Source organism: Pseudomonas saudimassiliensis (assembly GCF_000939975.1).
GTDB classification, from domain to species: Bacteria; Pseudomonadota; Gammaproteobacteria; order Pseudomonadales; family Pseudomonadaceae; genus Halopseudomonas; species Halopseudomonas saudimassiliensis.
In genome coordinates this window covers 2,358,529-2,384,022 of sequence record NZ_LK391969.1, presented here as the reverse complement: position 1 = coordinate 2,384,022, position 25,494 = coordinate 2,358,529, and the positions used below count along the sequence as shown (strand labels likewise).

Sequence of the window (25,494 nt, the reverse complement as noted above, 5' to 3'; positions counted from 1 at the left end):
CTTGCAGTGAAAGGTGGATGCGCAATGCGCATAGCTCAGGACTCAGATGAGTCCTGCTTCGCCTGAGTCACCGCAGGCAACTGCTTCTCCAGTTGTTGCAGGCGCTTGGCCATGCCGTCGAGCTGACGAATGCGCGCTGCACTTTTCTTCCATTCGGCGGCAGGCTGCATTGCGGTACCGGAGGAATAGGCTCCGGGTTCGGTAATGGAGCGCGTGACCATGGTCATGCCGCTGACGAATACGTTGTCACAGATCTCGATGTGGCCCACCATGCCGACGCCGCCGGCAATGGTACAGTGGCGACCGATACGGGTGCTGCCGGAGATGCCGACGCAGGCCGCCATCGCGGTGTGATCACCAATCTGCACGTTGTGGGCGATCTGGATCTGGTTGTCCAGCTTGACGCCATTGCCGATCACGGTGTCGTTGATGGCGCCGCGGTCGACGGTGGTATTGGCACCGATCTCCACGTCATCACCAATCAGCACGCCACCGATCTGGGCAATCTTCTGCCAGCTGCCGCGATCATTGGCAAAGCCGAAGCCCTCCCCGCCGATCACCGCACCGGATTGAATCACCACCCGCTGGCCCATCCGCACATCGTGGTACAGGGTCACCCGCGGGGCCAGCCAGCTGCCGTCACCAATCACACAGCGCGCACCAATGAAACACTGGGCGCCCAGGGTGACATTCGCGCCGACAATGGCGCCCGCCTCGATAACCACTCCAGGGCCCACCGCAGCGGTGGCATCCACCTGGGCGGACTCGGCCACGACGGCAGTCGGGTGAATACCGGCCTGCGGGCGCGGCTTGGGATCGAACCGGTGGGACAACCGGGCGTAGGCCAGATAGGGGTCAGCCACGATCAGTGCGTTGCCGGCGAACTCGGCGGCATCCGCCTCGGTCAACAGCAACGCACCGGCCTGGGAGGTGGCCAGCAGCTTGCGGTATTGGCGGTTGGCCAGAAAGCTCAGCTCATCGGGACCGGCATCCTGCAAGGCGGACAGCCCCGTGACCACCTTGTCAGCATCGCCCACCAGCCGGGCGTCCAGCGCCTCGGCCAGCTGCGCCAGGGTAAAACGGATCGAATGCGTCATGCCGATCAACGCGCGCTGTTCAGGCGCTCGATGACCTGACGGGTAATATCGAACTCCGGCTTCACGTCCACGACGGCGCTGCGATCGATCACCAGATCATAGGCGCCGGCCTTGAGCACGTTTTCCACCGCCGCATCCAGCTTCGGCTTGAGCTGCTCCAGCATCTCGCGGTCGGATTGGGCCTTGGCGTCGTTCAGTTCCTTGGACTGGACCTGGAACTCACGGGCCTTCTGGCGGAACTCCAGCTCGATCTTTTCCACTTCGGTCTGACCCAGCTTCTCGCCGTCACGCTTCATACGGTCCTGCAGACGCTTGGCTTCGGACTCCAGGTTCTTCAGCCGCTGCAGCTGGCTGCCGAACTTCTTTTCGGCATCGACGGAGTACCGTTTGGCGGCATCCGACTCAAGCAAGGCCATCTGATAATCCAGTACGGCGATTTTCATCTGCGCCGCGGCCGGGAAGCTGGCCAGCGCGAAGACGGACAATATTGCTACGGAAATAAACTTGCGCACTCTCTAACACTCCTGATGAAAATGATTCCCGGCTTCAGAATGTCTGACCCAGGGTGAACTGGAATACTTGACGATCGTCATCGGACTCGTCGTTCAGCGGCATGCCAAGGCTGAAGCCCAGCGGACCCAAGGCCGTCAGCCATGAAAGGCCAACGCCGACACTGTAACGGATTTCGCTGGCGCTCACATCAGGACAGTTATCGCAGTAGGTGTTGAACACGTTACCGGCGTCAAGGAACAGCACAGTGCGCAGCGAGCGCTGGTCCTTGATGAAGGGCGCCGGGAAAATCAGCTCGGCACCACCGGTAATCTTGACGTTACCACCGAAGGGCAGCTCATCCGGATCCCAGTCGTCTTCATGGGGCGTGCTCTTGGGGCCCAGGGTGCTGTCTTCGAAGCCACGTACCGAGCCGATACCACCGGCGAAGTAGTGTTCATAGAACGGCACCTGTTTGGTCGAGCCAAAGCGACGGGCAAAACCAGTGTCGGTGTGCAGACGCAGGGTCCAGTCCTGGGTGATCGGGAAGAACCGCTGGCCGCGGTAGCCGATCTTGTAGAAGTACAGGTCACTACCCGGGATAGTGGTTTCCAGGCCCAGGCTCTGGGAATAGCCGCGGTCCGGGAACACACCGCGGTTCAGCGTGGACTGCGACCAGCCGAGGTTGGCCTTGAAGTTCATGAAGCTGTCGCCTTCGGCATCCAGGAACTCCTCGATCTCCCGCGCCGGATACAGGCCTTCCTTGATGTCGTCCTGCTGCAGTGACATACCGAAGGACAGGCGCGAGGTGTCGCTGATCGGATAACCGATATTGAAGCCGGCGCCGTAGGAGTCGACCGAGTAGCGGGCGATATCCACGTCCAGCTCTTCATAGTCGGTGGTGCGGTAGAAGGCGTTGTAACCCAGGCTGACGCCGTCGGCGGTGAAGTACGGATTGAGGAAGCCGAAGGACAGTGCGGTCTGGTAGGACGAACGGTTGGCGCTGAAGCTGACCCGGTTACCCGTACCGAAGAAGTTGTTCTGGCTGATCGAGCCGCCAAGGATCAGACCGGTGCCCTGGGCAAAACCGAGGCTGGCGGTTACCGAGCCGGAGGGCTGCTCTTCAACGGTATAGTTGACGTCGATCAGGTCATCGGCGCCAGGCACCGGCACGGTTTCGACATCCACTTCCTTGAAGAAGCCCAGGCGCTCGAGACGCACCTTGGACTGGTCGATCAGGTAGGTCGAGGCCCAGCCGCCTTCCATCTGGCGCATTTCCCGACGCAGCACTTCGTCGTCGGTCTTGGTGTTGCCGCGGAAGTTGATGCGGTTCACGTAGGCGCGCTGGCCGGGGTCCACTACGAAGGTGACATCGACGGTGCGGTCTTCTTCATTGACCTGGGGAATACCGTTGACGTTGGCGAAGGTGTAACCCTCGTTACCCAGGCGACGGCCGATCAGATCCGAGCTGGCGGTCATCACCTGACGCGAGAAGACCTGGCCCGGCTCGACCAGCAGCAGACGCCGCACGTCCTGCTCGGGCACCACCAGGTTGCCGGACAGCTTCACGTCATTGACGGTATACAGCTCGCCCTCGTTGACGTTGACGGTGATGTAGACGTGTTTCTTGTCCGGCGTAATGGACACCTGGGTGGAGGCGATATCCATGTTGATGTAGCCGCGGTCCAGGTACCAGGAACGCAGGCGCTCCAGGTCGCCGGAGAGTTTTTCGCGGGAATACTTGTCGTCGTTGCGGATGAAGGACAGCCAGCCGGTGGTCTTGAGCTCGAACAGCGGTTGCAGTTCCTCATCGGAGAATACCGAGTTGCCAACCACGTTGACGTGCTTGATGGACGCCACCGAGCCTTCGTCCACGACAATCTTCAGGGCGACGCGGTTGCGCGGCTCGGCAATTACCTGGGCATCGATGTCAGCCGAATAACGGCCCTGGGCAACGTACTGACGCAGCAGCTCGTTGCGCACGCCTTCGAGCGTGGCCTGCTGGAAGATTTCGCCTTCGGCCAGGCCGGCCATGCGCAGGCCATCGAGCAGATCCTCGCTCTTGATCGCCTTGTTGCCTTCCAGCTCGATGGAGGAAATCGACGGGCGCTCGACCACGTTGATGATCAGTACCTCACCTTCGCGTCCCAGTTGGATATCCTGGAAGAAGCCGGTGCGGAACAGCGAACGGGAGGCGTCGACCAATGCCTGGTCATCCACGTTGTCACCGATATTGAGTGGCAAGGCACTGAACACGCTGCCAGCGGAAACACGTTGCAATCCATTGACACGAATGTCGGAGATCTGGAAGGCATCGGCATAAACTCCCGGCGCCAGGAGTATCAGCAATAGCGCAGGCAATAGGTAACGTTTCATGAAATCCGTTCTGGCTGACTGGTTAATTCTTATCTGCCGCACGCGGCAGTTCGGGTTGGAGCGGCACCACCGGTGCGATCCCGCCTCCGTATTTCTTTGCCGCTCAGCTGCCCAACCGGCTTATATCGTTGTAGATGGCGAATAACATCACGCCGACTATCAAGGTCAAACCTATCTGCAAGCCCCAACCTTGCACACGCTCGGACAAGGGCTTGCCTCTGATCCATTCGGCTACGTAGTACACCAGATGGCCACCATCGAGCACCGGGATGGGTAGCAGATTCAACACCCCCAGGCTGATACTCAGATAGGCGATGAAACCGAGAAAGCTTTCGACTCCGGACTTGGCCGAGGCGCCCGCCACTTTAGCAATGGTTATCGGGCCACTCAAGTTTTTTGCCGAGACCAGCCCGGTGATCATCTTTTTCAGCGAGTCGAGGGTCAGCGCCGTCATGTCCCAGGTCTTGACCATGGCTACCGGGATGGCCGCCAGCGGGTTGTGACTGATGCTGCGCATCATGTGTTCAGGCCATTCGAAGGCCTCGATGCCGGCCCCGATAAAGCCGATCTGCTTGCCGTCCTGCTCGCGGGCGGCGGGGGTGAGTTCGAGCAGGCGACTGCGGCCGTCACGCTCGATGGTCAGCTGCAGGGGTTGGCCTGCGCTGGATTGGATAGTCGGAACCACGTCCACCAGCCAGTCGTCGACCGGCGTGTCGTTGATGGCCACGATCAGATCGCCCGCCTCCAGGCCGGCAGCAGCGGCGGCACCGTCGGGACTGACCTGGCCGATCAGCGGCGGCACCGGCGGCTTCCAGCTGGTCAGGCCCAGCGCCGTCACCGGGTCGGGCTGTTCGGCACCACGCAGCCAGTCCTGCAGTTCCAGGGTAAAGCGCTGGGGCATACCGCCCTCGCCTTCCCGGGCCTGCAGTTGCAGTTGGCCGGTCTCGCCGAGGCGGCGGATCAGCTGAAGATTGACCTCGTGCCAGGTAGGCGTGGCAGTGCCATCGATCTCGAGGATCTCCAGCCCTTCGTACAGCCCGGCACGCTCGGCGACACTGCCCGGCTCGACCGGCCCGATCACCGGCGCCACGGTAGTGACACCGAGCACGGCGATAACCCAGAACGCGACTATCGCCAGCAGGAAATTGGCGGCCGGGCCTGCGGCCACGATGGCAATGCGCTGTTTGACGGTCTTGCGATTGAACGCCTGGTCCAGCTCCTGCTCCGGCACGGGGGCTTCACGCTCATCGAGCATCTTGACGTAGCCGCCCAGCGGAATGCCGGCAATGACATATTCGGTGCCCTGGCGGTCATACCAGCGGTACAACGCCGGGCCAAACCCGATGGAGAAACGCAGCACCTTGACGCCGCAGCGACGGGCGACCCAAAAATGCCCGTACTCGTGAATGGTGACCAGCAGCCCCAGCGCCACGACGGTGGCTAGCAAAGTAAATAAAAGATCCATTCAGTGCCTCACTTGGGGAATGCGCCCGGATTCATGCTCAGGCCCGGTTGATCAGCCACCTGTGCGCCTGTTCGCGAGCTTGCTGATCGGCCAGCATGACCTGCGGCAGCTCTTCGACCCGCTCGGGCGGCAGGCAGTTCAACGTGTGCTCGATAATAACAGGGATGTCGGTGAAACCAATGCGCCCAGCCAGAAAGGCCTCGACGGCCACTTCATTGGCCGCATTGAGGATGGCGCAGGCCGTGCCGCCGGCATCGAAAGCCTCCCGCGCCAGGCGCAGGCAAGGAAAACGCAGCGGATCCGGCGCTTGGAAATCCAGCCGCGCGGTCAACAGCAGGTCGAGCGCGCTGACCCCCGAATCGATCCGCTCCGGCCAGGCCAGGGCATGGGCGATGGGCGTGCGCATATCTGGATTGCCCAACTGGGCCAGCACCGAACCATCGACATAGTCGACCAGCGAATGCACCACGCTCTGCGGATGCACTACCACCTCCACCTGGTCCGGTCGCGCATCGAACAGCCAGCAGGCTTCGATCAGCTCCAGCCCCTTGTTCATCATGCTGGCGGAATCGACGGAGATCTTCTGGCCCATGGACCAATTGGGGTGGGCGCAGGCCTGGGCAGGGGTAACGCCGCTCAGGTCTTCCAGGGCGAAGTCGCGGAACGGGCCGCCCGATGCCGTCAACAGGATGCGCCGCACGCCGACCTTGCCCAGACCGGTGGCATAGTTGTGCGGCATGCACTGGAAGATCGCATTGTGCTCGCTGTCGATCGGCAGCAATTGTGCGCCGGAGTGGCTGACCGCCTGCATGAACAGCGCGCCGGACATGACCAGCGCTTCCTTGTTGGCCAGCAATACCCGCTTGCCGGTACGTACCGCCGCCAGGGTCGGTTCCAGACCTGCCGCGCCAACGATGGCCGCCATGACCACCTGGCAACGCTCATCAGCAGCCACCTCGGCCAGCGCCTCGGAGCCATGCAGCACCCGGGTCGCCAGGCCCGCTGCATCCAGGCGTTGCTGCAAAGCGGCAGCCTGGGCCCCGTCCGCGACCACGGCGAATACCGGCTGGTGCTGCAGACACTGGGCTTCGAGCACCGCCATGCGGCTATGGCCGGTCAGCGCAAAGACACTGTAACGGTCAGCGTGCCGCGCAATCACATCCAGGGTGCTGACGCCGATCGAACCCGTTGCGCCCAGCACCGTTATCCATTCGTGGCTCAACCCAGCAGACTCCCGAACAGGTACCAGCCGAGGGAGAATACCGGCACCGCCGCGGTCAGGCTGTCAATGCGATCCATCACGCCGCCGTGGCCGGGCAGCAGGTTGCTGCTGTCCTTGAGCCCCTGCTCACGCTTGAACAAGCTCTCGGTCAGGTCGCCCACCACCGAGAACAGCACCACCACCAGCGTACCGAGCATGCCCAGCAGGATGGACGGCAGCGACCAACCCAGGTAGAGCATGGCGGCAACCGCCAGCACCTGGGTCAGCACTACGCCGCCGAGCAGGCCTTCCATCGTCTTGCCGGGGCTGACCCGGGGCAGCAGCTTGTTGCGCCCGAAGGTCTTGCCGGCAAAGTAGGCGCCGATATCCGCCGCCCAGACCATGACGACCACTGCCAGAATCAACCACAGCCCGCCTTCCAGCGCCCGCAGCCAGACCAACCCGTACCAGGCCGGCAGCAGAACCAGCAGGCCGAACAGCTGAGCGATCAGCGATCCGGCCCAGAGTCCGCGGCCATTGGGGTAGCGGATGATCATGGTGGTGGCGAGCAACCACCAGCCCAGCGCCGGTGCCAGCAGAAAATGCGGCGCCCAGACATCCCGGTACAGCCCCACTAGCATTAAGGCAACCGCCAGGGCATAGATGACCCGCCCTTTCTGGCTGGTCTCGCCCGCCAGCCGCGCCCACTCCCAGGCCCCGAGAGTGACAATGAAGCCGATCATCACGGCGAACCACAGATGGTCCAGCAGCACGAAGCCGGCGATGACCAGGGGTGCCAGGATGATACCGGTAAGAATGCGTTGTTTGAGCATCAGGACTCCGCTGCCACTTGTTCGCTGGTCTTGCCGAAGCGCCGTTGCCGGCGGGCAAAGTCCGCCAGTGCCTCGCGCATGGCGTCGTGTTTGAAATCAGGCCAGAAAAGGTCGGAGAAATAGAGTTCGGCGTAGGCCATCTGCCAGAGGACGAAGTTGCTGATGCGTCGTTCGCCTCCGGTGCGAATGCACAGGTCGGGCAACGGCAGACCAGCCGTACTGAGCCGGGCGGCCAGATCTTCCGGCTGGATGGCATCGGCGTCCAGCACGCCAGCGGCGGCGTCACGGGCCAGCGAGCGCGCTGCCTGGGTAATATCCCACTGGCCACCGTAGTTGGCGGCAACCAGCAACCGCAACCCGCGGCATTCGGCCGTGTAGGCCTCCGCGTCCGCCATCGCCTGTTGCAACTGCGGCGCGAAGCGAGTGCGCTCACCGATGATGTTCAGACGGATATCATTATCCCGCAGCTTGCGTACCTCACGGTGCAGAGCCAACAGGAACAGCTCCATCAAGGCACCGACCTCGGCCTGCGGCCGCGCCCAGTTCTCGCTGGAAAAGGCGAACAGCGTGAGTACCTCGACCCCTTCCTTGACGCACACCTCGATGACCGCCCGGACGGCATCCACACCCGCCTTGTGCCCCGCCACCCCTGGCAGGAACCGTTTACGCGCCCAGCGATTGTTGCCATCCATGATGATGGCAACGTGACGAGGGACGGACCCGGTCGCAGCTTTATTATCAGTCATGATCCTGGATCTGCTGGTGTGCTGAACAATATTCTCTCCTGGGTCCCCCGCCCCCATCGACCCGCACCCGGAGGCGCGACCCGATCGGGGACGGACTGGCTTCAGATAGCCATCAGGTCCGCTTCCTTGGCTTCCAGCGCCTTGTCGATCTCGGCAATATACTTGTCAGTCAGTTTCTGCACATCATCCGCGGCACGACGTTCTTCGTCCTCGCTGATCTCCTTTTCCTTCTGCAGATCCTTGAGCTGACCCAGCGCGTCGCGACGGATGTTGCGGACCGCCACCCGGGCGTTCTCCGCTTCACTGCGGGCCTGCTTGGTATAGCCCTTGCGGGTTTCTTCCGTCAATGCCGGCATGGGTACGCGGATGGTGGTACCGGCGGTAGCCGGGTTCAGCCCCAGGTCCGAGGTCATGATGGCCTTTTCCACCGCCTGGATCATGCTCTTGTCGAACACGCTCAGGGCCAGGGTGCGCGAATCTTCCACGGTCACGTTGGCGACCTGACGCAGCGGCGTGTCGGAACCGTAGTAGGACACCATCACGCTATCAAGAATGCTCGGGTGCGCACGCCCGGTGCGAATCTTGGCGAAGGCGCTATCGAGCGACTCCACCGACTTCTTCATGCGTTCCTGCGCTTCTTGCTTGATTTCGTTGATCATTACTCAGCCCTCGATCAATGTACCCTCGGCGCTTCCTACCACTGCGTTGAGCAGCGCGCCGGGTTTGTTCATGTTGAATACCCGCAAGGGCATCTGGTGATCGCGGATCAGACAGATGGCTGTCAGATCCATCACGCCCAGCTTGAGATCCAGTACCTGGTCATAGCTGAGCCTGTCGAAACGTTCGGCGTTCGGATCCTTCATCGGATCGCGATTGTAGACGCCATCCACCTTGGTCGCCTTCAGCACCACATCCGCATCTACCTCGATACCGCGCAGACAGGCAGCGGTGTCGGTTGTGAAGAAGGGATTGCCGGTACCGGCGGAAAATATTACCACGTCGCCACCAGCCAGATAGCGCATGGCCTTGCGGCGGTCGTAATGCTCGGTCACGCCTTCCATGGTAATGGCGGACATTACCCGGGTCTGGATGTTGGAGCGTTCCAGGGAGTCGCGCATGGCCAGGCCATTCATCACGGTAGCAAGCATGCCCATATGGTCCCCGGTTACCCGGTCCATGCCGGCAGCGCTGAGGGCCGCGCCGCGGAACAGGTTGCCGCCGCCGATAACCAGCCCCACCTGGACACCGATACCGATCAATTGGCCGATTTCCAGCGCCATGCGATCCAGCACCTTGGGATCGATACCGAAATCCTCGGTACCCATCAGGGCCTCTCCGCTGAGTTTGAGAAGGATTCGCTTGTACTTGGGCTGACGGCTGCTAGGTACCTGGGCCATTGATCACTCTCCTGCTGTGGCTGGTGAAACACTCAACAAGTCCCACCCAGACCATCAGGATGGCGACTTGTTCAGTATTTCTCAAAAAGAAGGCTTCACGCCTGCGCGGGAAGCCTTCCTGTTTACTGCCTGGTTGCAGACTCCGCGCAGGGAGTCTGCAGAGCGCTGGTCACGCTGCGCCTTACTGCTTGGAAGCAGCAACCTGAGCGGCGACTTCAGCGGCGAAGTCGACCTCGGCGCGCTCGATACCTTCGCCCACTTCAAAGCGGGTGAAGGACAGGATTTCAGCGCCGGCTTTCTTGGCCAGATCACCGACCTTGATTTCCGGATCCTTGACGAACGCCTGCTCGACCAGACTGGCTTCAGCCAGGAACTTGTTGATACGGCCCTTGACCATGTTCTCAACGATGTTTTCCGGCTTGCCAGCGATCTTGTCGGCGTTCAGTGCCAGGAAAATCTCTTTTTCCTTCTCGATCACTTCAGGAGAAACCTGGGAAGGATCAAGCAGCTGCGGGTTGCTGGCAGCCACGTGCATGGCGATGTCGCGAGCCAGCTCGGCGTCGCCGCCTTTCAGGGCAACCAGCACACCAATGCGGTGACCGTGCAGGTAGGCACCTACCACGTCACTTTCAACGCGGGTCAGGCGACGGATGTTGACGTTTTCGCCACACTTGGCAACCAGCGCTTCACGGGCGGATTCCTGGTCGGCAATCAGCGGAGCAGCGTCGGTGTAACCAGCGGCAAAGCCTTTTTCCAGGCTCTCGTTGACGAAGGCCTTGAAGTCGTCCTGCAGCGCCAGGAAGTCGGTCTGGGAGTTGACTTCGATGATGATGGCCGACTTGTTGTCGTCAGCAACCTTGACAGCAATGGAGCCTTCAGCGGCGATGTTGCCAGCTTTCTTGGCGGCCTTGATCGCGCCAGCGGCACGCATATCGTCGATGGCTTTCTCGATATCGCCACCCGCTGCGGCAAGCGCCTTTTTGCAATCCATCATGCCCTGGCCGGTACGCTCACGCAGTTCCTTGACCATGGCTGCAGTAATCTGTGACATGAATTATTCCTCTGGCTTGCTTGATTGGGAGCCGCCCGGACCACAGGGCGACCTCAATATGTTGCTTTCAAGATATTTCAACATAGTGCAAAAAGGGGGCATGGCCCCCTTCTTGAATACGGCATTCACACCACGCCGGTTTCCGCTCAGCCTTCGGAGGCCTCGGAAGCCGCTGCGGCTTCTTCGACGAACTCGTCGACGCCGCCGCTGTTCTTGCCGCGCAGTACCGCGTCAGCCATGGCACCAGCGTACAGCTTGATGGCGCGGATGGCGTCGTCGTTACCGGGGATCACGTAGTCAACGCCTTCAGGGCTGCTGTTGGTATCGACGATGCCGATGACCGGGATGCCCAGCTTGTTGGCTTCGGTGATGGCAATGCGCTCGTGCTCGACGTCGATAACGAAGATCGCGTCAGGCAGGCCGCCCATGTCCTTGATACCACCCAGGCTGCGATCCAGTTTTTCCAGATCGCGAGTGCGCATCAGCGCCTCTTTCTTGGTCAGCTTGGTGAAGGTGCCGTCCTGGGATTGGGCTTCCAGGTCGCGCAGACGCTTGATGGACTGACGGATGGTCTTGTAGTTGGTCAGCATGCCGCCGAGCCAGCGGTGATCAACGTAGGGCATGCCAGCGCGGGCGGCTTCTTCAGCAATGATCTTGCTGGCGGCGCGCTTGGTACCGACGAACAGCAGCTTGTTCTTGCCGCTGGCCAGTTTTTCCACGAAGCTCAGGGCTTCATGGAACATCGGCATGGTCTTTTCCAGGTTGATGATGTGAATCTTGTTGCGAGCGCCGAAAATGAACTTGCCCATTTTCGGGTTCCAGTAACGGGTCTGGTGGCCGAAGTGCGCGCCGGCCTTCAGCATGTCACGCATGGAAACTTGGGTCATGATAACTCCATCAATTGTATCGGGTTGAGCCTCCACATATCCCGCCATCCAACCCCGAAGGGCACCCAGGACAACGTGTCGATATGTGTGCGGATTCAGTAATACCTGAGGCGGACGATGCCGCGGTTCTCTCAGGCGCGGCGCTTTATATCACAAAGTGCGCGGCTGAATAAAGGCCGGCGTGCCGAACGGCGTCCACCCCGGCGCGCCCATCAATCTGATAAACTCACGCCCAATCAATCCATTCCGCACGCCAGTCGGCGTGGCACGACGAGAGATTTCCCCAACCATGACAGTAACCATCAAGACCCCCGAAGACATCGCCGGCATGCGCGTCGCCGGCCGACTGGCCGCGCAGGTTCTGGAGATGATCGAAGAGTACGTCAAGCCGGGCGTGACCACCGATGAACTGAACCAGCGTTGCCATGACTACATCGTCAATGAGCTGCAGGCCATCCCCGCACCGCTGAACTACGGCGGCGGCCATGGCCGCATCCCCTTCCCCAAATCCATCTGCACCTCGCTCAACCATGTGGTGTGCCACGGCATCCCCAACGACAAGCCGTTGAAAAATGGCGACGCGATGAATATCGACGTCACGGTCATCAAGGATGGCTACCACGGCGATACCAGCAAGATGTTCCATGTCGGCGATGTACCCGAATGGGTCGAGCGGCTGTCCCGCGTCACCCAGGAATGCCTGTATAAAGGTATTTCCGTGGTCCGCCCCGGCGCGCGTCTGGGTGATATCGGCCAGATCATCCAGGATCATGCCCATGCCAATCGCTTCAGCGTGGTGCGCGACTACTGCGGTCACGGTATTGGCAAGGTATTCCACGAAGAGCCCCAGGTATTGCACTATGGGCGCGCCGGTACCGGCCTGGAGTTGAAGGAAGGCATGATCTTCACCATCGAGCCCATGCTCAACCAGGGCCGCCCGGAAACCCGCCTGCTGGGTGACGGCTGGACCGCGATCACCAAGGATCGCAAACTGTCCGCCCAATGGGAGCACACCATCCTGGTTACCGCCGATGGCTATGAAGTGCTGACCCTGCGCAAGGATGAAGATTTCCGCTAACCCCGTTTTGCCGAGGAATCATTGTGGATCACGAACTGTTTGACCCCAGCCAGTTCCAGGAAGATCTGGCGCTCAAGCGCAGCCCGATTCCCGCCTTCAAGAAAGCCCTGCGCCACGCCCAGGGCGTGCTGCAGGCACGCTTCGAAGGCGGCCGGGACATCCACAAGCTGATCCACGACCGCGCCTGGCTGGTCGATCAGATCCTGCGGCAGGCCTGGCACACCCTGGATTGCCCGACGGATGCCGATATCGCCCTGCTGGCCGTCGGCGGCTACGGACGGGGCGAGCTGCACCCGCATTCGGATATCGACCTGCTGATCCTGTTGCGCGACAGCAGCGACCGCTACAACGACGCCATCAGCCGCTTTCTCACCCTGCTGTGGGATATCGGCCTGGAGGTCGGCCAGAGCGTACGCACCATCGGTGAGTGCCAGGACGAGGCGCGCGCCGACGTGACCGTCATCACCAACCTCATGGAGTCGCGCACCCTGGTCGGCGAAGAAACCCTGCGCCAGGACATGATGGACGCCGTCGGCCCGCAGCATATGTGGACCAGTGCCGAATTCTTCCGCGCCAAGCGCGCCGAGCAGCACGACCGGCACGCCAAGTTCAATGACACCGAGTACAACCTCGAACCCAACGTCAAAAGCTCGCCCGGTGGCCTGCGGGATATTCAGACCATCGGCTGGGTAGCGCTGCGCCATTTCGGCACCAGCGACCTGCGCGAACTGGTCGAGCAGGGGTTTCTCAACGAGCCCGAGTACAACATCCTGGCCGGCGGCCGGGCCTTCCTCTGGCAGGTACGCTTTGCCCTGCACGCCTTGTCCGGCCGCGCCGAGGACCGGCTGCTGTTCGATCATCAGCGGGCCATGGCACGGCTGTTCGGCTTCGAGGACAACGACGCCAAGCTGGCGGTCGAACGCTTCATGCAGAAGTACTACCGCATCGTCATGTCGCTGTCGGAGCTCAACGACCTGTTGATGCAGCACTTCGAGGAGATCCTGCTGCGCGATGCCGAGTCGGCGGATATCCAGCCGTTGAATTCCCGCTTTCAGGTGCGCAATCACTATATTGAAGTGACCCACCCCCAGGTGTTCAAGCGTACGCCCTTTGCGCTGTTGGAGATCTTCGTGCTGATGGCCCAGCACCAGGAGATCCGTGGGGTCCGGGCCGACAGCATTCGCCTGCTGCGCGATCACCGGCATCTGATCGACGACGACTTTCGCCGCGACATCCGCAACACCAGCCTGTTCGTCGAACTGCTGCGCTGCCGCGAGGGCGTGCACCGCAATCTGCGCCGCATGAACCGCTATGGCATTCTCGGACGCTACCTGCCCGAATTCGGCCGGATCGTCGGCCAGATGCAGCATGACCTGTTCCACATCTACACGGTCGATGCCCACACCCTGAACCTGATCAAGCACCTGCGCAAACTCGGGCGCCCTGACTATCAGGAAAAGTACCCGCTGGCCTGGAAGATCTTCTGCCGGCTGCCCAAACCGGATTTGCTGTACATGGCCGGCCTGTATCACGACATCGCCAAAGGCCGTGGCGGCGATCATTCGGAACTCGGCGCCATCGACGCCACCCTGTTCTGCCAGCGCCATCATCTCCCCGCCTGGGATACCCACCTGGTCAGCTGGCTGGTCGAACACCATCTGGTGATGTCCACCACCGCCCAGCGCAAGGACATCTCCGACCCGGAGGTGATCCATGACTTTGCCGTGCATGTGGGCAACCAGGTGCGCCTGGACTACCTGTACGTGTTGACCATAGCCGACATCAACGCGACCAACCCCAACATGTGGAACTCCTGGCGCGCCTCGCTGCTGCGCCAGCTGTACACCGAGACCAAGCGGGCCCTGCGCCGCGGGCTGGACAACCCACCCAACCGGGCCCAGCAGATCACCGCTACCCAAGAGGCGGCGCTGGATATCCTGGTGCGCAGCGGGATTGATGAAGAGGATGCCGAAGGGCTGTGGGCGCAACTGGGCGAGGACTACTTCCTGCGCCATACCGCCAGCGATATCGCCTGGCACACCGAAGCCATAGTGCAGCACCCCGAGCATCGCGGGCCGCTGGTGCTGATCAAGGAAACCGCGCAACGGGAATTCGAAGGGGCGACCCAGATATTCCTCTATACACCCGAGCAGCACGATCTGTTCGCCGTGACCGCCGCCGCCATGGACCAGCTCAACCTGAGCATCCAGGACGCCCGGGTCATCACCACCACCAACCGCTTCAGCCTGGATACCTATATCGTGCTGGATGCCGATGGCGGGCCGATCGGCGACAACCCGCAGCGCATCCGGGAGATCAAGGGCGGCCTGCTCGAGGCCCTGTCCGACCCGGACGCCTACCCGGCGATCATCCAGCGGCGGGTGCCGCGCCAGCTCAAGCATTTCGCCTTCGAACCCGAGGTCACCATCTTCACTGACCACAGCGGGCAGCACACCATTCTCGAACTGAGCGCGCCGGACCGGCCCGGTCTGCTGGCCCGTATGGGAAAAATATTTCTCGATTTCGACATCAGCGTGCAAAATGCGCGCATCGTCACATTGGGCGAGCGCGTGGATGACGTTTTCGTCATAACCGACGCGGACAACCAACCCCTGTCCGACCCCCGGTTATGCGAGCAATTGCAGCACACCATCATCCGTACCCTCGGCCAGAACATTCAATCGGATAACGGCACGCCGCACGCCATAGTGATTTGAGGACCCAGCCCGGATGAACCAGGACCTGCAGCGACTGCAACCCTACCCTTTTGAGAAGCTGCGGGCCCTGGTTGCGGGTGTCACGCCCAACCCGGCGCTGGCGTCGATTTCCCTGTCCATTGGCGAGCCCAAGCATGCCTCGCCCGCCCTGGTACTGGAGGCCCTGGCCGCCAACCAGGACAAGACCGCCATCTACCCCTCCACCGCCGGTGTGCCGGAATTGCGCCGGGGCATTGCCAGCTGGCTGAGCCAGCGCTTCGCGTTGCCCGCGGGCATGATCGACGCCGACCGGCATGTGCTGCCGGTGACCGGCACCCGGGAGGCGCTGTTTTCCTTCACCCAGGCCATGGTCCAACGTGATCCGCAGGGTTTGGTGGTCAGCCCCAACCCCTTCTACCAGATCTATGAGGGTGCCGCCCTGCTGGCCGGCGTTGAGCCGCATTATCTCGCCTGCGATGAAAGCAATGGCTTCGTCCCGGATTATGCCAGCGTCCCCGCGGATATCTGGCGCCGCTGCCAGCTCCTGTTCATCTGCTCGCCCGGCAACCCCACCGGCGCCGTGACGCCGTTGGCGACCCTGCAGGAGTTGATCCACCTCGCGGACCAGTACGATTTCGTGATCGCGGCCGACGAGTGCTACAGCGAGATCCATGACCCGGACCAATCCGGCCCGGTCGGCTTGCTGCAGGCCTGCGCCAGCCTGGGCCGCGCTGATTTTGCCCGCTGCGTGGTGTTTCACAGCCTGTCCAAGCGCTCCAACCTCCCCGGCCTGCGCTCGGGGTTTGTCGCTGGTGACGCCAGCCTGCTCGGCCCCTACCTGACCTACCGCACCTACCACGGCTGCGCCATGCCGATCCAGACGCAACTGGCGAGCCTGGCCGCGTGGCAGGACGAAGCGCATGTCGTGGAAAACCGCCGCCTCTACCAGGCCAAGTTCGACGCCGTGCTGGACATCCTCGGCGATGTCATGAACGTCCAGCGTCCCGACGCTGGCTTCTACCTCTGGCCCGCTACGCCCATCGACGACGAGACCTTCACCCGCCGGCTGCTGGCCGAGCAGAACGTGGCCGTGCTGCCGGGCAGCTATCTGTCCCGCGAGGTCAACGGCCTCAACCCCGGTGCCGGGCGCATCCGCCTGGCGCTGGTCGCACCGCTGGACGAGTGCATTGAAGCCGCCCAACGGATCCGCACCTTTATTCGGAGTTTGTAACACCATGATTACCCTGTACGGCATCAAGGCCTGCGACACCATGAAGAAAGCCCGCACCTGGCTGGATGAGCATGGCATCGACTATCACTTCCATGACTACAAGAAGGAAGGCATTGATGCCGAGCGCCTGCGCAGCTGGTGCGAGGAGCACGGTTGGGAAAAGATCCTCAATCGCCAGGGCACGACCTTCCGCAAGCTCGACGAGGCGGACAAGCAGGATATCGACCAGGACAAGGCCATTGCCCTCATGCAGGCCAACCCCTCCATGATAAAAAGACCGGTACTGGATACCGGCCCACGGCGTCTGGTCGGCTTCAAGCCGGAGCTGTACGCCACTGCCTTTTGATTCCATGTACCAAGGAAAACACATCTGATGAGCGACCATTTCAGTCTGGCTCTGGGTATCGGCACCCAAAATATGGCCGGCGACTGGCTGGAGGTGTTCTACCCCCGGCCGATTCTCCATCCTGACCGCGCACTGGTAGCCGCCGTGGGCCAGCAGCTCGGCTATACAGGCGGCAACCAGGCGATCGACCTGCCGGTCAGTCAGTGCGCCGTACTGGGCAAAGCGCTTGCCGATGCAGGCTTTGCCGAGCTCGGCGCATTGGCAACCGAACTGCAGCACAGCACCCGCCCGCTGGTGGTCACCATACTCGAGACCGACGATGCCCCCATCACCACGCCCGGGGCCTATCTCAAACTGCACCTGCTGTCGCACCGCCTGGTCAAGCCCCACGAGGTAGTACTGGCTGGCCTGTTCCCGCTGCTGCCGAACGTTGCCTGGACCAACCAGGGCGCAATCGACATCCACGAGCTGCCGCAGCGCCAGCTGGCGGCCCGCCTGCGCGGCGAGGATCTGCAGGTACACAGCGTCGACAAGTTTCCGATCATGACCAACTACGTAGTGCCCACCGGCGTACGTATCGCGGACACCGCACGGGTGCGCCTGGGCGCCTATATCGGCGAAGGCACTACTGTCATGCATGAAGGCTTTATCAACTTCAATGCCGGTACCGCGGGCACCAGCATGGTTGAGGGGCGCATTTCGGCCGGCGTGTTTGTTGGCAAGGGTTCTGACCTGGGCGGTGGCTGCTCGACCATGGGCACCCTCTCCGGTGGCGGCAATATCGTCATTTCAGTGGGTGAAGGCTGCCTGATCGGCGCCAACGCCGGTATCGGTATTCCGCTGGGCGATCGCTGCACTGTGGAAGCCGGCCTGTACATCACTGCCGGCCTCAAGGTCGCGCTGCTGGATGAAGCCGACCACCAGGTGGGCATCGTCAAGGCGCGGGAGCTGGCCAACCAGCCGGACCTGCTGTTCCGCCGCAACTCCCAGACCGGCGCCATCGAGTGCAAGACCAACAAGAGCGCCATTGCACTGAACGAGATGCTGCACGCACACAACTGAGCTAGACCGGAGCAGCCCGGCGCGCCGGGCCGCTCCTTGCCCCCTTCTCCCTTATACCCCTTCAGTCGCTCTGGCCTCGGCCAGCAGCGCGCGGATTTCCGGCTGACAGGAGCCGCAGTTGGTGCCGGCCCGTACGCAGCGGCCCACTGCTTCGACGTTGGTCAGGCCGTTATCCCGGATGGCATCGAGGATGGTGTTACGGCCCACCGCAAAGCAGGAACAGATGGTTGCACCGACATCATCGGCCGGATCCACGGATCGCCCGAGCCTGAGCCCAACGATGTCCGCTTCCGTCAGACTGGCCCGGGTGAACAGGCGATTCAGCCAGCTGCGCGAGGGCAGCTCGGCGCGCGGCGAGAGATAAACGCACGCCAGCAGGCGATCGCCATCAAGCGCCGCGGTGCGGTACTCATGGGTACTGTCATCCTGTACTTCCAGCCAGCCTGGCTGTGCCCCCAGCAACTGCCGGCTCCAGCGCTGCGGGTCTGCCAGCGCACCGCGCCCGGCCAGCTCGTAGCGGAAGAAGCCATCGCCCTGAATGCGCACCCAATAGGCTGGCGACGCGTCCGGCGCAAACGCCAGTGGCGCACGACTGTAGACCACGCCGTGCCAGTCCACCGGGAACGGCGTCACCGCCGCGGGCGTATGCTTGAACTCCGGCTCCCCGGACAGCGGATCGACCACCGGATTGACCAGCGCCCCCACCCGCGCATCCGAGGCGCATTGATCATTCCAGTGGATCGGCACGAATACCGTGCGGCGCGGCTGGTCAGCCGTGCAACGCAAGCGCACCACCATGCTGCCCCAGCGGCTGGCAACCCGTACCAGCGCACCGTCCTGCACGCCACAGAGCATGGCTTCATAGGGATGCATTTCCACGAACGGCTCCGGCAAGTGGCCGGCCAGGCGCGCGGCGCGGCCGGTACGGGTCATGGTATGCCACTGATCCCTGATCCGGCCGGTATTGAGCACCAGCGGAAAGTCCTCATCCACCGGGTTTGCCGGGGCGCGGGGCACGGTCGGCACCAATCGCGCCCGGCCATCGGCATGGGAAAAGTGGTTATCCGCAAATAGCCTGGGCGTTTCCTGCCCCGCCTGCAGCACCGGCCAGCGGAGCGGGCGCAGGTTGTCATAGCCCTGCGCATCCAGTCCCACCAGCCCGCTCAGATTGAACGCACGCGGCGCCTTCTGCAGATCATTACCCCAGGCCGACAGCCGCGCATGCTCATCGAATATCTGCGCCGGCTGCTGATAATCGAAGCCTGTATAGCCCAATCGGCACGCCACCTCGCTGACTGCCCACCAATCCGGCTTGGCCGCACCCGGCGCGGGCAGGAATGCCCGTTGCCGGGACAGGCAACGCTCCGAGTTGGTGACGGTGCCGTCCTTCTCGCCCCAGCCCAGGGCCGGCAACACCACATCGGCCAGCGCGGCGGTATCGGTATCGGCAAACAGATCAGACACCACCACCAGCTCGCAGCGCTTGAGCGCCTCGCGCACCCGGTCAGCGTCCGGCAGGCTCACCACCGGGTTGGTCGCCATGATCCATAACGCCTTGATCCGTCCAGCATGTACGGCTTCAAACAGGTCTACTGCTTTCAAGCCCGGCGCACTGGCCATGCGCGGGCCGTCCCAGAACGTCTGCACCAGTTGCCGGTGCTGCGGATCAGCCAACTCCAGATGCGCGGCCAGCATATTGGCCAGTCCGCCTACTTCCCTGCCGCCCATGGCATTGGGCTGCCCGGTAATGGAAAACGGCCCCATCCCCGGCGCGCCGATGCGCCCGGTGAGCAGGTGGCAATTGATGATGCTGTTGACCTTGTCGGTACCGCTGGAGGACTGGTTCACCCCCTGGGAAAACACCGTCACCACCCTGCGGGTACGGGCGAACAGCGCATAGAAGCTTTCCAGGGCGGCCACCGGCAGGCCGCAGGCCTTGGCGACGGCTTCCAGTCGCCCGGCACTGTCACGGGCAACGGCCAACGTCTCGGCCGCGCCGCCGGTATGGTTGGCGACAAAGTCGGTGTCTACCACGCCATGCTCTTCCAGATAGGCGAGCAGGCCATTGAACAGCCAGACATCGGAGCCCGCCTTCACCGGCAGATGCATATCCGCCTGCTCTCAGGTGGCGGTGCGTCGCGGGTCCACTACCACGATGCGCTTCTCGGGGCGTTCGCGGCGGCTCTGCATCAGCCGCTGGTAGACAATGGGGTGGCACCAGGCAGTGTTCGAGCCGACCAGCACCACCAGATCTGCCTCCTCCAGGTCCTCGTAATTGCCGCCGACCAGATCCTCACCGAATGCCCGCTTATGCCCCGCTACGGCCGAGGACATGCACAGCCGGGAGTTGGTGTCGATATTGGCGGTGCCCAGCCAGCCCTTGACCAGCTTGTTGACCACGTAGTAGTCCTCGGTTAACAGTTGTCCGGATACGTAGAAAGCCACCGCCTCGGGCCCATGCTGGTCAATGATCCGCCGCAGGCCTTCGGCGACATGATCCAGCGCCTGATCCCAGCCGGTGGTGTGTGCCTGCCCCTTGCTGTCACGCAACAGCGGCTGCAGCAGTCGCCCTTCCAGCCCGACGGTATCGGCCAGCGCCGAGCCCTTCACGCAGAGCCGACCGCGGTTGGCCGGGTGCTCAGGATCACCCTGGATGCGCACTCGGTTGGGCGTCTGCGCATCCAGCGTCGCGATCACCCCACAGCCCACGCCGCAGTAGGGACAGGTAGTACAGGTCATGCGACTTTCTCCGCCGACTGGCGCATATCTGCAGAGGAGTCCAGCAAGGTGCGCACCAGCGACGCGCAGCTGCCGCATCCGGTAGCGGCGCCGGTACACGCCTTGATTGCCGCCAGATCACCGTGCCCCTGGGCGATGGCCTGACAGATGGAACCCTTGCTGACGTTCTGGCAATGGCAGAGGGTGGCATCGCCCGGCAAGGCATTGACGTCCAGTTGCGCCGCCGCGCCTTCGGCGACCGGCAGAATCAGTTGTTCGGGCGCCTCCGGCAGGGTCATGTCATTGAGCAACATCTGCAGCAGCCTGTGGTATTCCCGGGCATCGCCGACCAGCACGCCGCCCAGCAGGCGCCGGCCATCCTCACTGACCACCAGCTTCTTGTAGATCTGTTTGCGCTCGTCCTCATACCGATAGCAACAGGCTCCCGGCGTGCTGGCGTGGGCGTCACCGAAGGAGGCCACGTCAACGCCCATCAGCTTGAGCTTGGTGGACATATCCGCCCCAGTGAACGGCACCGCCGCCCGGGCATCATGCAGGTGCTGCAGGTGGCTGGCCGCAGCACGGGCCATCGCGTAGCCGGGCGCCACCAGACCGTAGATGCGCCCACCCCAGAGCGCACATTCGCCGATGGCATAGATGTCCGGGTCCGACGTGCGGCAGTGGTCGTCAATAACGATTCCCCCGCGTTCGCCCACTGCCAGATCCGCCTCGCGGGCCAGCCCATCCTGCGGGCGGATACCGGCAGAAAACACCACCACATCCGCTTCCAGATGCGCGCCGCAGGCAAAATTAAGGGCATGGCGATAGAATTCGCCGTCAGTGATCTCCGTGGTGCTCTTACCGGTATGCACTGACACGCCGAGTTGCTCGATCTTGCGCCGCAGGAGCGCCCCGCCGCTGTCGTCCACCTGCACCGCCATCAAACGCGGCGCACACTCCACCACGTGGGTCTGCAGGCCGATGTCGCGTAGCGCCTTGGCCGCTTCCAGGCCAAGCAGACCGCCACCAATCACCACCCCCACCTCGGCGTCGCGGCCGGCCTCCATGATGGCTTGCATATCCTCGATGGTGCGATAGACCAGACAGCCCGGCCGCTCCCTGCCCGGCAGCGGTGGCACGAAGGGGTAGGAGCCGGTGGCCAGCACCAGCTTGTCGTAGCCCAGCGTCGCACCCTTTTCAGTCAGTACCGTCCTGCTCTGCCGATCGATACGGGCAGCGCCTTCGCTCAAACGCAATTCGATACCATGGCGTCCGAAGAACCCCTCCGGTACCAGCGACAGCGCTTCGCTACTGCGCCCACTGAAAAACTCGGTCAGGTGAACCCGGTCATAGGCTGGCCGAGGCTCGGCGCACAGCACGGTGACCTGATAAAGCCGGTGCAAACCCTCGGTCACCAGTTGCTCCAGAAACTTCTGACCCACCATGCCGTTGCCGATCACCACCAGCCGTGGCTGCGCCATTGCTAACTCCGTCACGCCCGGCACCTCAGGCACTACCGGCCGCAGGAGCAGCACGCTGCGCCAGCGCCTGCTGGTAGAGTTCTTCCTCCTGATGCTTGTGCTCTACAGAGAACCGCACGGCGATGGCGCAGAAGGCGCTGGTCAACACCAGTGCACCGAGGATGAACAGCGTCTGTTGCAGCTCACCCAGCCACAGCAGCAGCAAGCCCGCTGCCACCGCCCCCACGTTGCCGCCGGCGCCGATGATGCCGGCCACTCCACCCAGCGCCTGGCGATCAATAAAGGGCACCAGGGCATAGGTCGCGCCACAGGCCATATGGGTGAACAGACCGAAGGCCAGCATCGAGATGACTGCCAGATGAAAGCTGTCCATCTGCGAGAACAGCAGCAGGCCCAGCCCCTCACCGACAATGAGCAGGAACAGTATCTTCGACCGGGCATCCAGACCGCCGCGCCGCGCCAGCTGATCCGACAACCAGCCGCCCAGGGCGCGTGCAAACAGCGCCAATAGACCGAAGCTGCCGGCCACCAGCCCTGCGGTCTTCAAGGACAATTCGAAATTATCGAGAAAATACAACGCCACCACGTTATGCATGAAGATCTCAACGCCGAAACAGGCGCCGTAGGTAACGAACAGCATCCACACCCGGTAATTGCCGGCGGCCAGTTTAAAACTGCTCCATCCACCCTGCTTGCCCGAGTCCGGCATGGTGCCCGCGGCGCGCAGCTCGCTGTAGTTACCCGCCATACAGTCCTGGGTATAACGCCAGTAGAGAAACGCCATGATCAGCATCAGCACACCGGGCACCAGCAGGGCCACCCGCCAGCCCAGCGCCTCGCCGGCACCGAGCATCAGCACCGCGCCCAGCACCAGCGGCATGATCACCTGAGCGGCGCCGCCGCCGGCATTGCCCCAGCCCGCCGCCGCTGCGTTCGCCGTACCAACCACATTGGGCGCGAACATGATTGAGGTGTGGTACTGGGTGATCACAAAGCTGGCGCCAATGGCACCGATGAGCAAACGGAAGAACAGAAAACTCTCGTAACTCTGCGCCGCAGCCACACCGAAAACCGGAATCGCACCGACCAACATAAGCCCGGTGTAGGTCTTGCGCGGACCAAATCGGTCACACAGCGGGCCGATGATCAGACGAACCAGAATGGTAATAGCCACCGCCGCGATATTGATATTGGCGATCTGCCTGGTGGTCAGATCGAACTCACCGCGGATCACCGGCATCAGCGGCGCACAGGCAAACCAGGCGAAGAAACAGACGAAGAATGCCATCCAGGTAAGATGGAACACGCGCGTCTGGATGAGTCGGAAATTCAACAGCTGCAGGCGGGTTGCTTTATCGGTGTGCACGGGTTGAGCTCCTTATCAAGACACACCGTGAACAGCAATTGCCATGCCATGGCAGGTAATGATAGGCAGAACCTAGCTGTAAGCGAGCCGTATGGGCGGCTCATCTGATGCATTAATGTTTATGAAAACAGACAATTAGATCGGCTTAGGAAAAGCTCAGAATGTTGATAGCTGATTCTTATGCAGCCGAGAGCGTGCTGCTTGCCACCGCCAGCATCGCCCCCTTGAGGTGCAGGTTCAGTGCTTCAGTGTCTGGATTGGGTGCAGTGGATGCACGGACATCGTCACTCCGTAGGCCAGTTGGATTTAGCCGGCCTGGGGTCAGCACGCAAAGCGGCTTTCGCTACGGCTTCAGCGGCTTCCTTGAGAACTTGCTCCTCGGCCAGCTCAATTTCGCGTTCAGCGATGGCTTGTTCCAGCGCCGGAGATCGTTTGGCCCACTTTTCAGGCGGGAGAGGTTTGGACCACTCGAGGGGGAGCGGGTCGGTAAGATCGGGGGGGGGTATGTCAGTTTCAGGTTCTGTAACTTCTCGGCGAAGTAAGTACCTAGAAAGATTACGAAGAACAAACCATGCAAGACATCCTTGATATCACCCTTGCGCAGGCTGGTCACGATGGACGCTATCTGTGTTTCTTCATAAGGTCGTTTTCCGAGGCGAGTGTCTGGAACTGCGTCCGGGCCGACTTCCATATAACTCCGAATACATTCCCAGAGGCACATGGCGGTAGTGCCGCCGCCACAACTGAAGCCAATGCTGTAGTGTTTATCCGATTCATAAGCCTTCGGATCAGGATTGGTGAAACCGACCATCAGCAGCCCTTGAGTCGTTTTGCCGTGCTGCCCGATGTTGTCCACTGCCACGGCCTGCGCCTCAACCTGCTCCCACGGCACTATCCAATGGCTACCATCCTTCAAGGTCACGCATACCACACGCCGCTGCCGGTTGAAGCGGGTCGGTGGGGGGACTGGTTGGGTCAAGCTATAAGCAATGATCAGAGCGGGTATACCAAGAATAACCCCTCCTCCGATCAAAGATCAGTTGAGTCAGCTCTGGAAGCGGTTCCCGGGTATAGGCTCCCACCAATAGAAAAATCATAAATACCGGCCACATAACCATCACTGCCGAGCCGATACTGTACTCGCCAATATCAAGAAACACGTCGTTCTTGCGCCAGATGATATTCAGCATGTCGCTGGCTGGTTGGCCAGTCGGAATATGTGGCGGGGCAAGGTAGTCATCACGGGAGAACAGGCCCTTTCTGCTGGTGCCTCCTGCGGGTTGAATCATACGGAGTCCTTGGGCTGCAGATACCTAATACTATCCAGCCGATAAGGCCCGGTCCGCTCCAGCGCGACGCTAGTATCTCCCGGGCGCAGCTCGATTATTTCGCCCTCGCTGAGCAGGGCATCAGGACCCAGGGTGTAGGCTATTCCACGGTTCCCACCTATCACCGCCTCCATATCATGGAAGCTCCGGTTCGTCATTGAGCATTCCTTTGATAATAGTAGTCCGCCAACTCTTCTTTCAACGGACTACCGGCGCTTTGGTTCCAGCCCAAACGTACCTGGTTACCTGGCAGGAAATGTACATGCAGCGCGTCATCGTTCCGCTGCCTGGGAGGGTTTGGAACTTCTATTTCATAGCGCTCCTCCTTCAGGCCTTCATCGAACTGCTCCTGGGTAACATCTACAATCCAGACTACCTTCAAGGTGTCTCCACGGATGCGCCAGCAGCAGGTAACCCCGCCATTCCCCCCCCAGTTGTCATTGACCCAAAAACTAAAAACTGGCCGATCCGTATGGTTATATCCATAGAGAAAGGCGTCCCCCGGGCGCTGGTATTGCCAAAGTAGATAGCCGCCGATCATAAGCAAGTAAAAGAGGATCACCATTGGCCAGCGGATGGCCTTGGGGATGGATAACCACTTTCGGTAGAGGTTAGTCATCGATTCCCCCAAACTCCGATATCAGTG

20 protein-coding genes and 2 pseudogenes are annotated in these 25,494 nt (G+C 61.8%); 5 read left to right on the top strand and 17 right to left on the bottom strand.

What is annotated here, in order from left to right; all coding sequences use genetic code 11:
• Nucleotides 1-35: 35 nt before the first annotated feature.
• The 11 genes from lpxD to rpsB form a co-directional block, all read right to left on the bottom strand.
• Nucleotides 36-1,097, bottom strand: coding sequence for a UDP-3-O-(3-hydroxymyristoyl)glucosamine N-acyltransferase (gene lpxD / locus VG99_RS11030; protein ID WP_044501607.1), 1,062 nt, complete (start codon nt 1,095-1,097; stop codon nt 36-38).
• 5 nt (nt 1,098-1,102) lie between these two features.
• Nucleotides 1,103-1,609, bottom strand: coding sequence for an OmpH/Skp family outer membrane protein (locus VG99_RS11025; protein WP_044499948.1), 507 nt, complete (start codon nt 1,607-1,609; stop codon nt 1,103-1,105).
• 34 nt (nt 1,610-1,643) lie between these two features.
• Complete coding sequence (gene bamA, locus VG99_RS11020) at nt 1,644-3,962, bottom strand: outer membrane protein assembly factor BamA (protein WP_044499947.1); 2,319 nt, start codon at nt 3,960-3,962, stop codon at nt 1,644-1,646.
• 103 nt (nt 3,963-4,065) lie between these two features.
• Nucleotides 4,066-5,427 (bottom strand): sigma E protease regulator RseP, encoded by a 1,362-nt coding sequence (gene rseP / locus VG99_RS11015; RefSeq protein ID WP_044499946.1) that lies wholly within the window; start codon nt 5,425-5,427, stop codon nt 4,066-4,068.
• A 37-nt stretch (nt 5,428-5,464) separates the two neighbouring features.
• On the bottom strand, nt 5,465-6,649 hold the full coding sequence (gene ispC / locus VG99_RS11010) for a 1-deoxy-D-xylulose-5-phosphate reductoisomerase (protein ID WP_044499944.1): 1,185 nt from the start codon (nt 6,647-6,649) through the stop codon (nt 5,465-5,467).
• Nucleotides 6,646-7,461 carry a phosphatidate cytidylyltransferase gene (locus VG99_RS11005; protein WP_044499943.1) on the bottom strand — a complete coding sequence of 272 codons (816 nt, stop codon included), beginning with the start codon at nt 7,459-7,461 and terminating at the stop codon, nt 6,646-6,648. The genes ispC and VG99_RS11005 overlap by 4 nt, the downstream gene beginning before the upstream one ends.
• Nucleotides 7,461-8,207, bottom strand: coding sequence for a polyprenyl diphosphate synthase (gene uppS / locus VG99_RS11000; RefSeq protein ID WP_044499941.1), 747 nt, complete (start codon nt 8,205-8,207; stop codon nt 7,461-7,463). Before uppS ends, VG99_RS11005 begins: the two co-directional genes overlap by 1 nt.
• Nucleotides 8,208-8,308: 101 nt before the next feature.
• Nucleotides 8,309-8,866, bottom strand: coding sequence for a ribosome recycling factor (frr, locus tag VG99_RS10995; RefSeq protein WP_044499940.1), 558 nt, complete (start codon nt 8,864-8,866; stop codon nt 8,309-8,311).
• A gap of 3 nt (nt 8,867-8,869) precedes the next feature.
• Complete coding sequence (pyrH, locus tag VG99_RS10990; RefSeq protein ID WP_044499939.1) at nt 8,870-9,604, bottom strand: UMP kinase; 735 nt, start codon at nt 9,602-9,604, stop codon at nt 8,870-8,872.
• 181 nt (nt 9,605-9,785) lie between these two features.
• The gene (tsf, locus tag VG99_RS10985) at nt 9,786-10,655 is read right to left on the bottom strand and encodes a translation elongation factor Ts (RefSeq protein WP_044499937.1); all 870 of its coding nucleotides are present in this window, start codon (nt 10,653-10,655) and stop codon (nt 9,786-9,788) included.
• 146 nt (nt 10,656-10,801) lie between these two features.
• Nucleotides 10,802-11,542, bottom strand: a complete 741-nt coding sequence (gene rpsB, locus VG99_RS10980) for a 30S ribosomal protein S2 (protein ID WP_044499935.1) — start codon at nt 11,540-11,542, stop codon at nt 10,802-10,804.
• Nucleotides 11,543-11,819: 277 nt separating this feature from the next.
• Here rpsB and map point away from each other — a divergent pair, with 277 nt between their 5' ends.
• From map to dapD, 5 genes are read left to right on the top strand one after another with little or no spacing between them, the layout of a single operon-like run.
• Nucleotides 11,820-12,620, top strand: coding sequence for a type I methionyl aminopeptidase (gene map, locus VG99_RS10975; RefSeq protein ID WP_275425484.1), 801 nt, complete (start codon nt 11,820-11,822; stop codon nt 12,618-12,620).
• Nucleotides 12,621-12,643: 23 nt separating this feature from the next.
• Nucleotides 12,644-15,337 carry a [protein-PII] uridylyltransferase gene (locus VG99_RS10970; protein ID WP_239419894.1) on the top strand — a complete coding sequence of 898 codons (2,694 nt, stop codon included), beginning with the start codon at nt 12,644-12,646 and terminating at the stop codon, nt 15,335-15,337.
• Nucleotides 15,338-15,350: 13 nt separating this feature from the next.
• Nucleotides 15,351-16,547, top strand: coding sequence for a succinyldiaminopimelate transaminase (dapC, locus tag VG99_RS10965; RefSeq protein ID WP_044499931.1), 1,197 nt, complete (start codon nt 15,351-15,353; stop codon nt 16,545-16,547).
• 4 nt (nt 16,548-16,551) lie between these two features.
• Entirely contained in the window at nt 16,552-16,893 is a 342-nt protein-coding gene (locus VG99_RS10960; protein ID WP_044499926.1) for an ArsC family reductase, read from the top strand.
• 27 nt (nt 16,894-16,920) lie between these two features.
• Nucleotides 16,921-17,955, top strand: a complete 1,035-nt coding sequence (dapD, locus tag VG99_RS10955; protein ID WP_420848279.1) for a 2,3,4,5-tetrahydropyridine-2,6-dicarboxylate N-succinyltransferase — start codon at nt 16,921-16,923, stop codon at nt 17,953-17,955.
• A gap of 51 nt (nt 17,956-18,006) precedes the next feature.
• Here the strand turns inward: dapD and VG99_RS16375 are convergent, their stop codons facing one another.
• From VG99_RS16375 to VG99_RS10925, 6 genes and pseudogenes are all read right to left on the bottom strand, one after another.
• Complete coding sequence (locus tag VG99_RS16375) at nt 18,007-18,210, bottom strand: (2Fe-2S)-binding protein (RefSeq protein ID WP_275425483.1); 204 nt, start codon at nt 18,208-18,210, stop codon at nt 18,007-18,009.
• 396 nt (nt 18,211-18,606) lie between these two features.
• Nucleotides 18,607-20,694: pseudogene (locus tag VG99_RS16325) on the bottom strand (molybdopterin oxidoreductase family protein); the annotation flags it as partial.
• Nucleotides 20,691-22,154 carry a nitrite reductase large subunit NirB gene (gene nirB, locus VG99_RS10945; RefSeq protein ID WP_052508785.1) on the bottom strand — a complete coding sequence of 488 codons (1,464 nt, stop codon included), beginning with the start codon at nt 22,152-22,154 and terminating at the stop codon, nt 20,691-20,693. The gene nirB and the pseudogene VG99_RS16325, both read right to left, overlap by 4 nt.
• Before the next feature lie 25 nt (nt 22,155-22,179).
• Nucleotides 22,180-23,520: an MFS transporter gene (locus VG99_RS10940; RefSeq protein ID WP_044499922.1), complete on the bottom strand. Its 1,341-nt coding sequence runs from the start codon at nt 23,518-23,520 to the stop codon at nt 22,180-22,182.
• 284 nt (nt 23,521-23,804) lie between these two features.
• Nucleotides 23,805-24,809: pseudogene (locus VG99_RS15945) on the bottom strand (hypothetical protein).
• 193 nt (nt 24,810-25,002) lie between these two features.
• Entirely contained in the window at nt 25,003-25,467 is a 465-nt protein-coding gene (locus VG99_RS10925; RefSeq protein WP_044499919.1) for a DUF3304 domain-containing protein, read from the bottom strand.
• Nucleotides 25,468-25,494 lie beyond the last annotated feature (27 nt).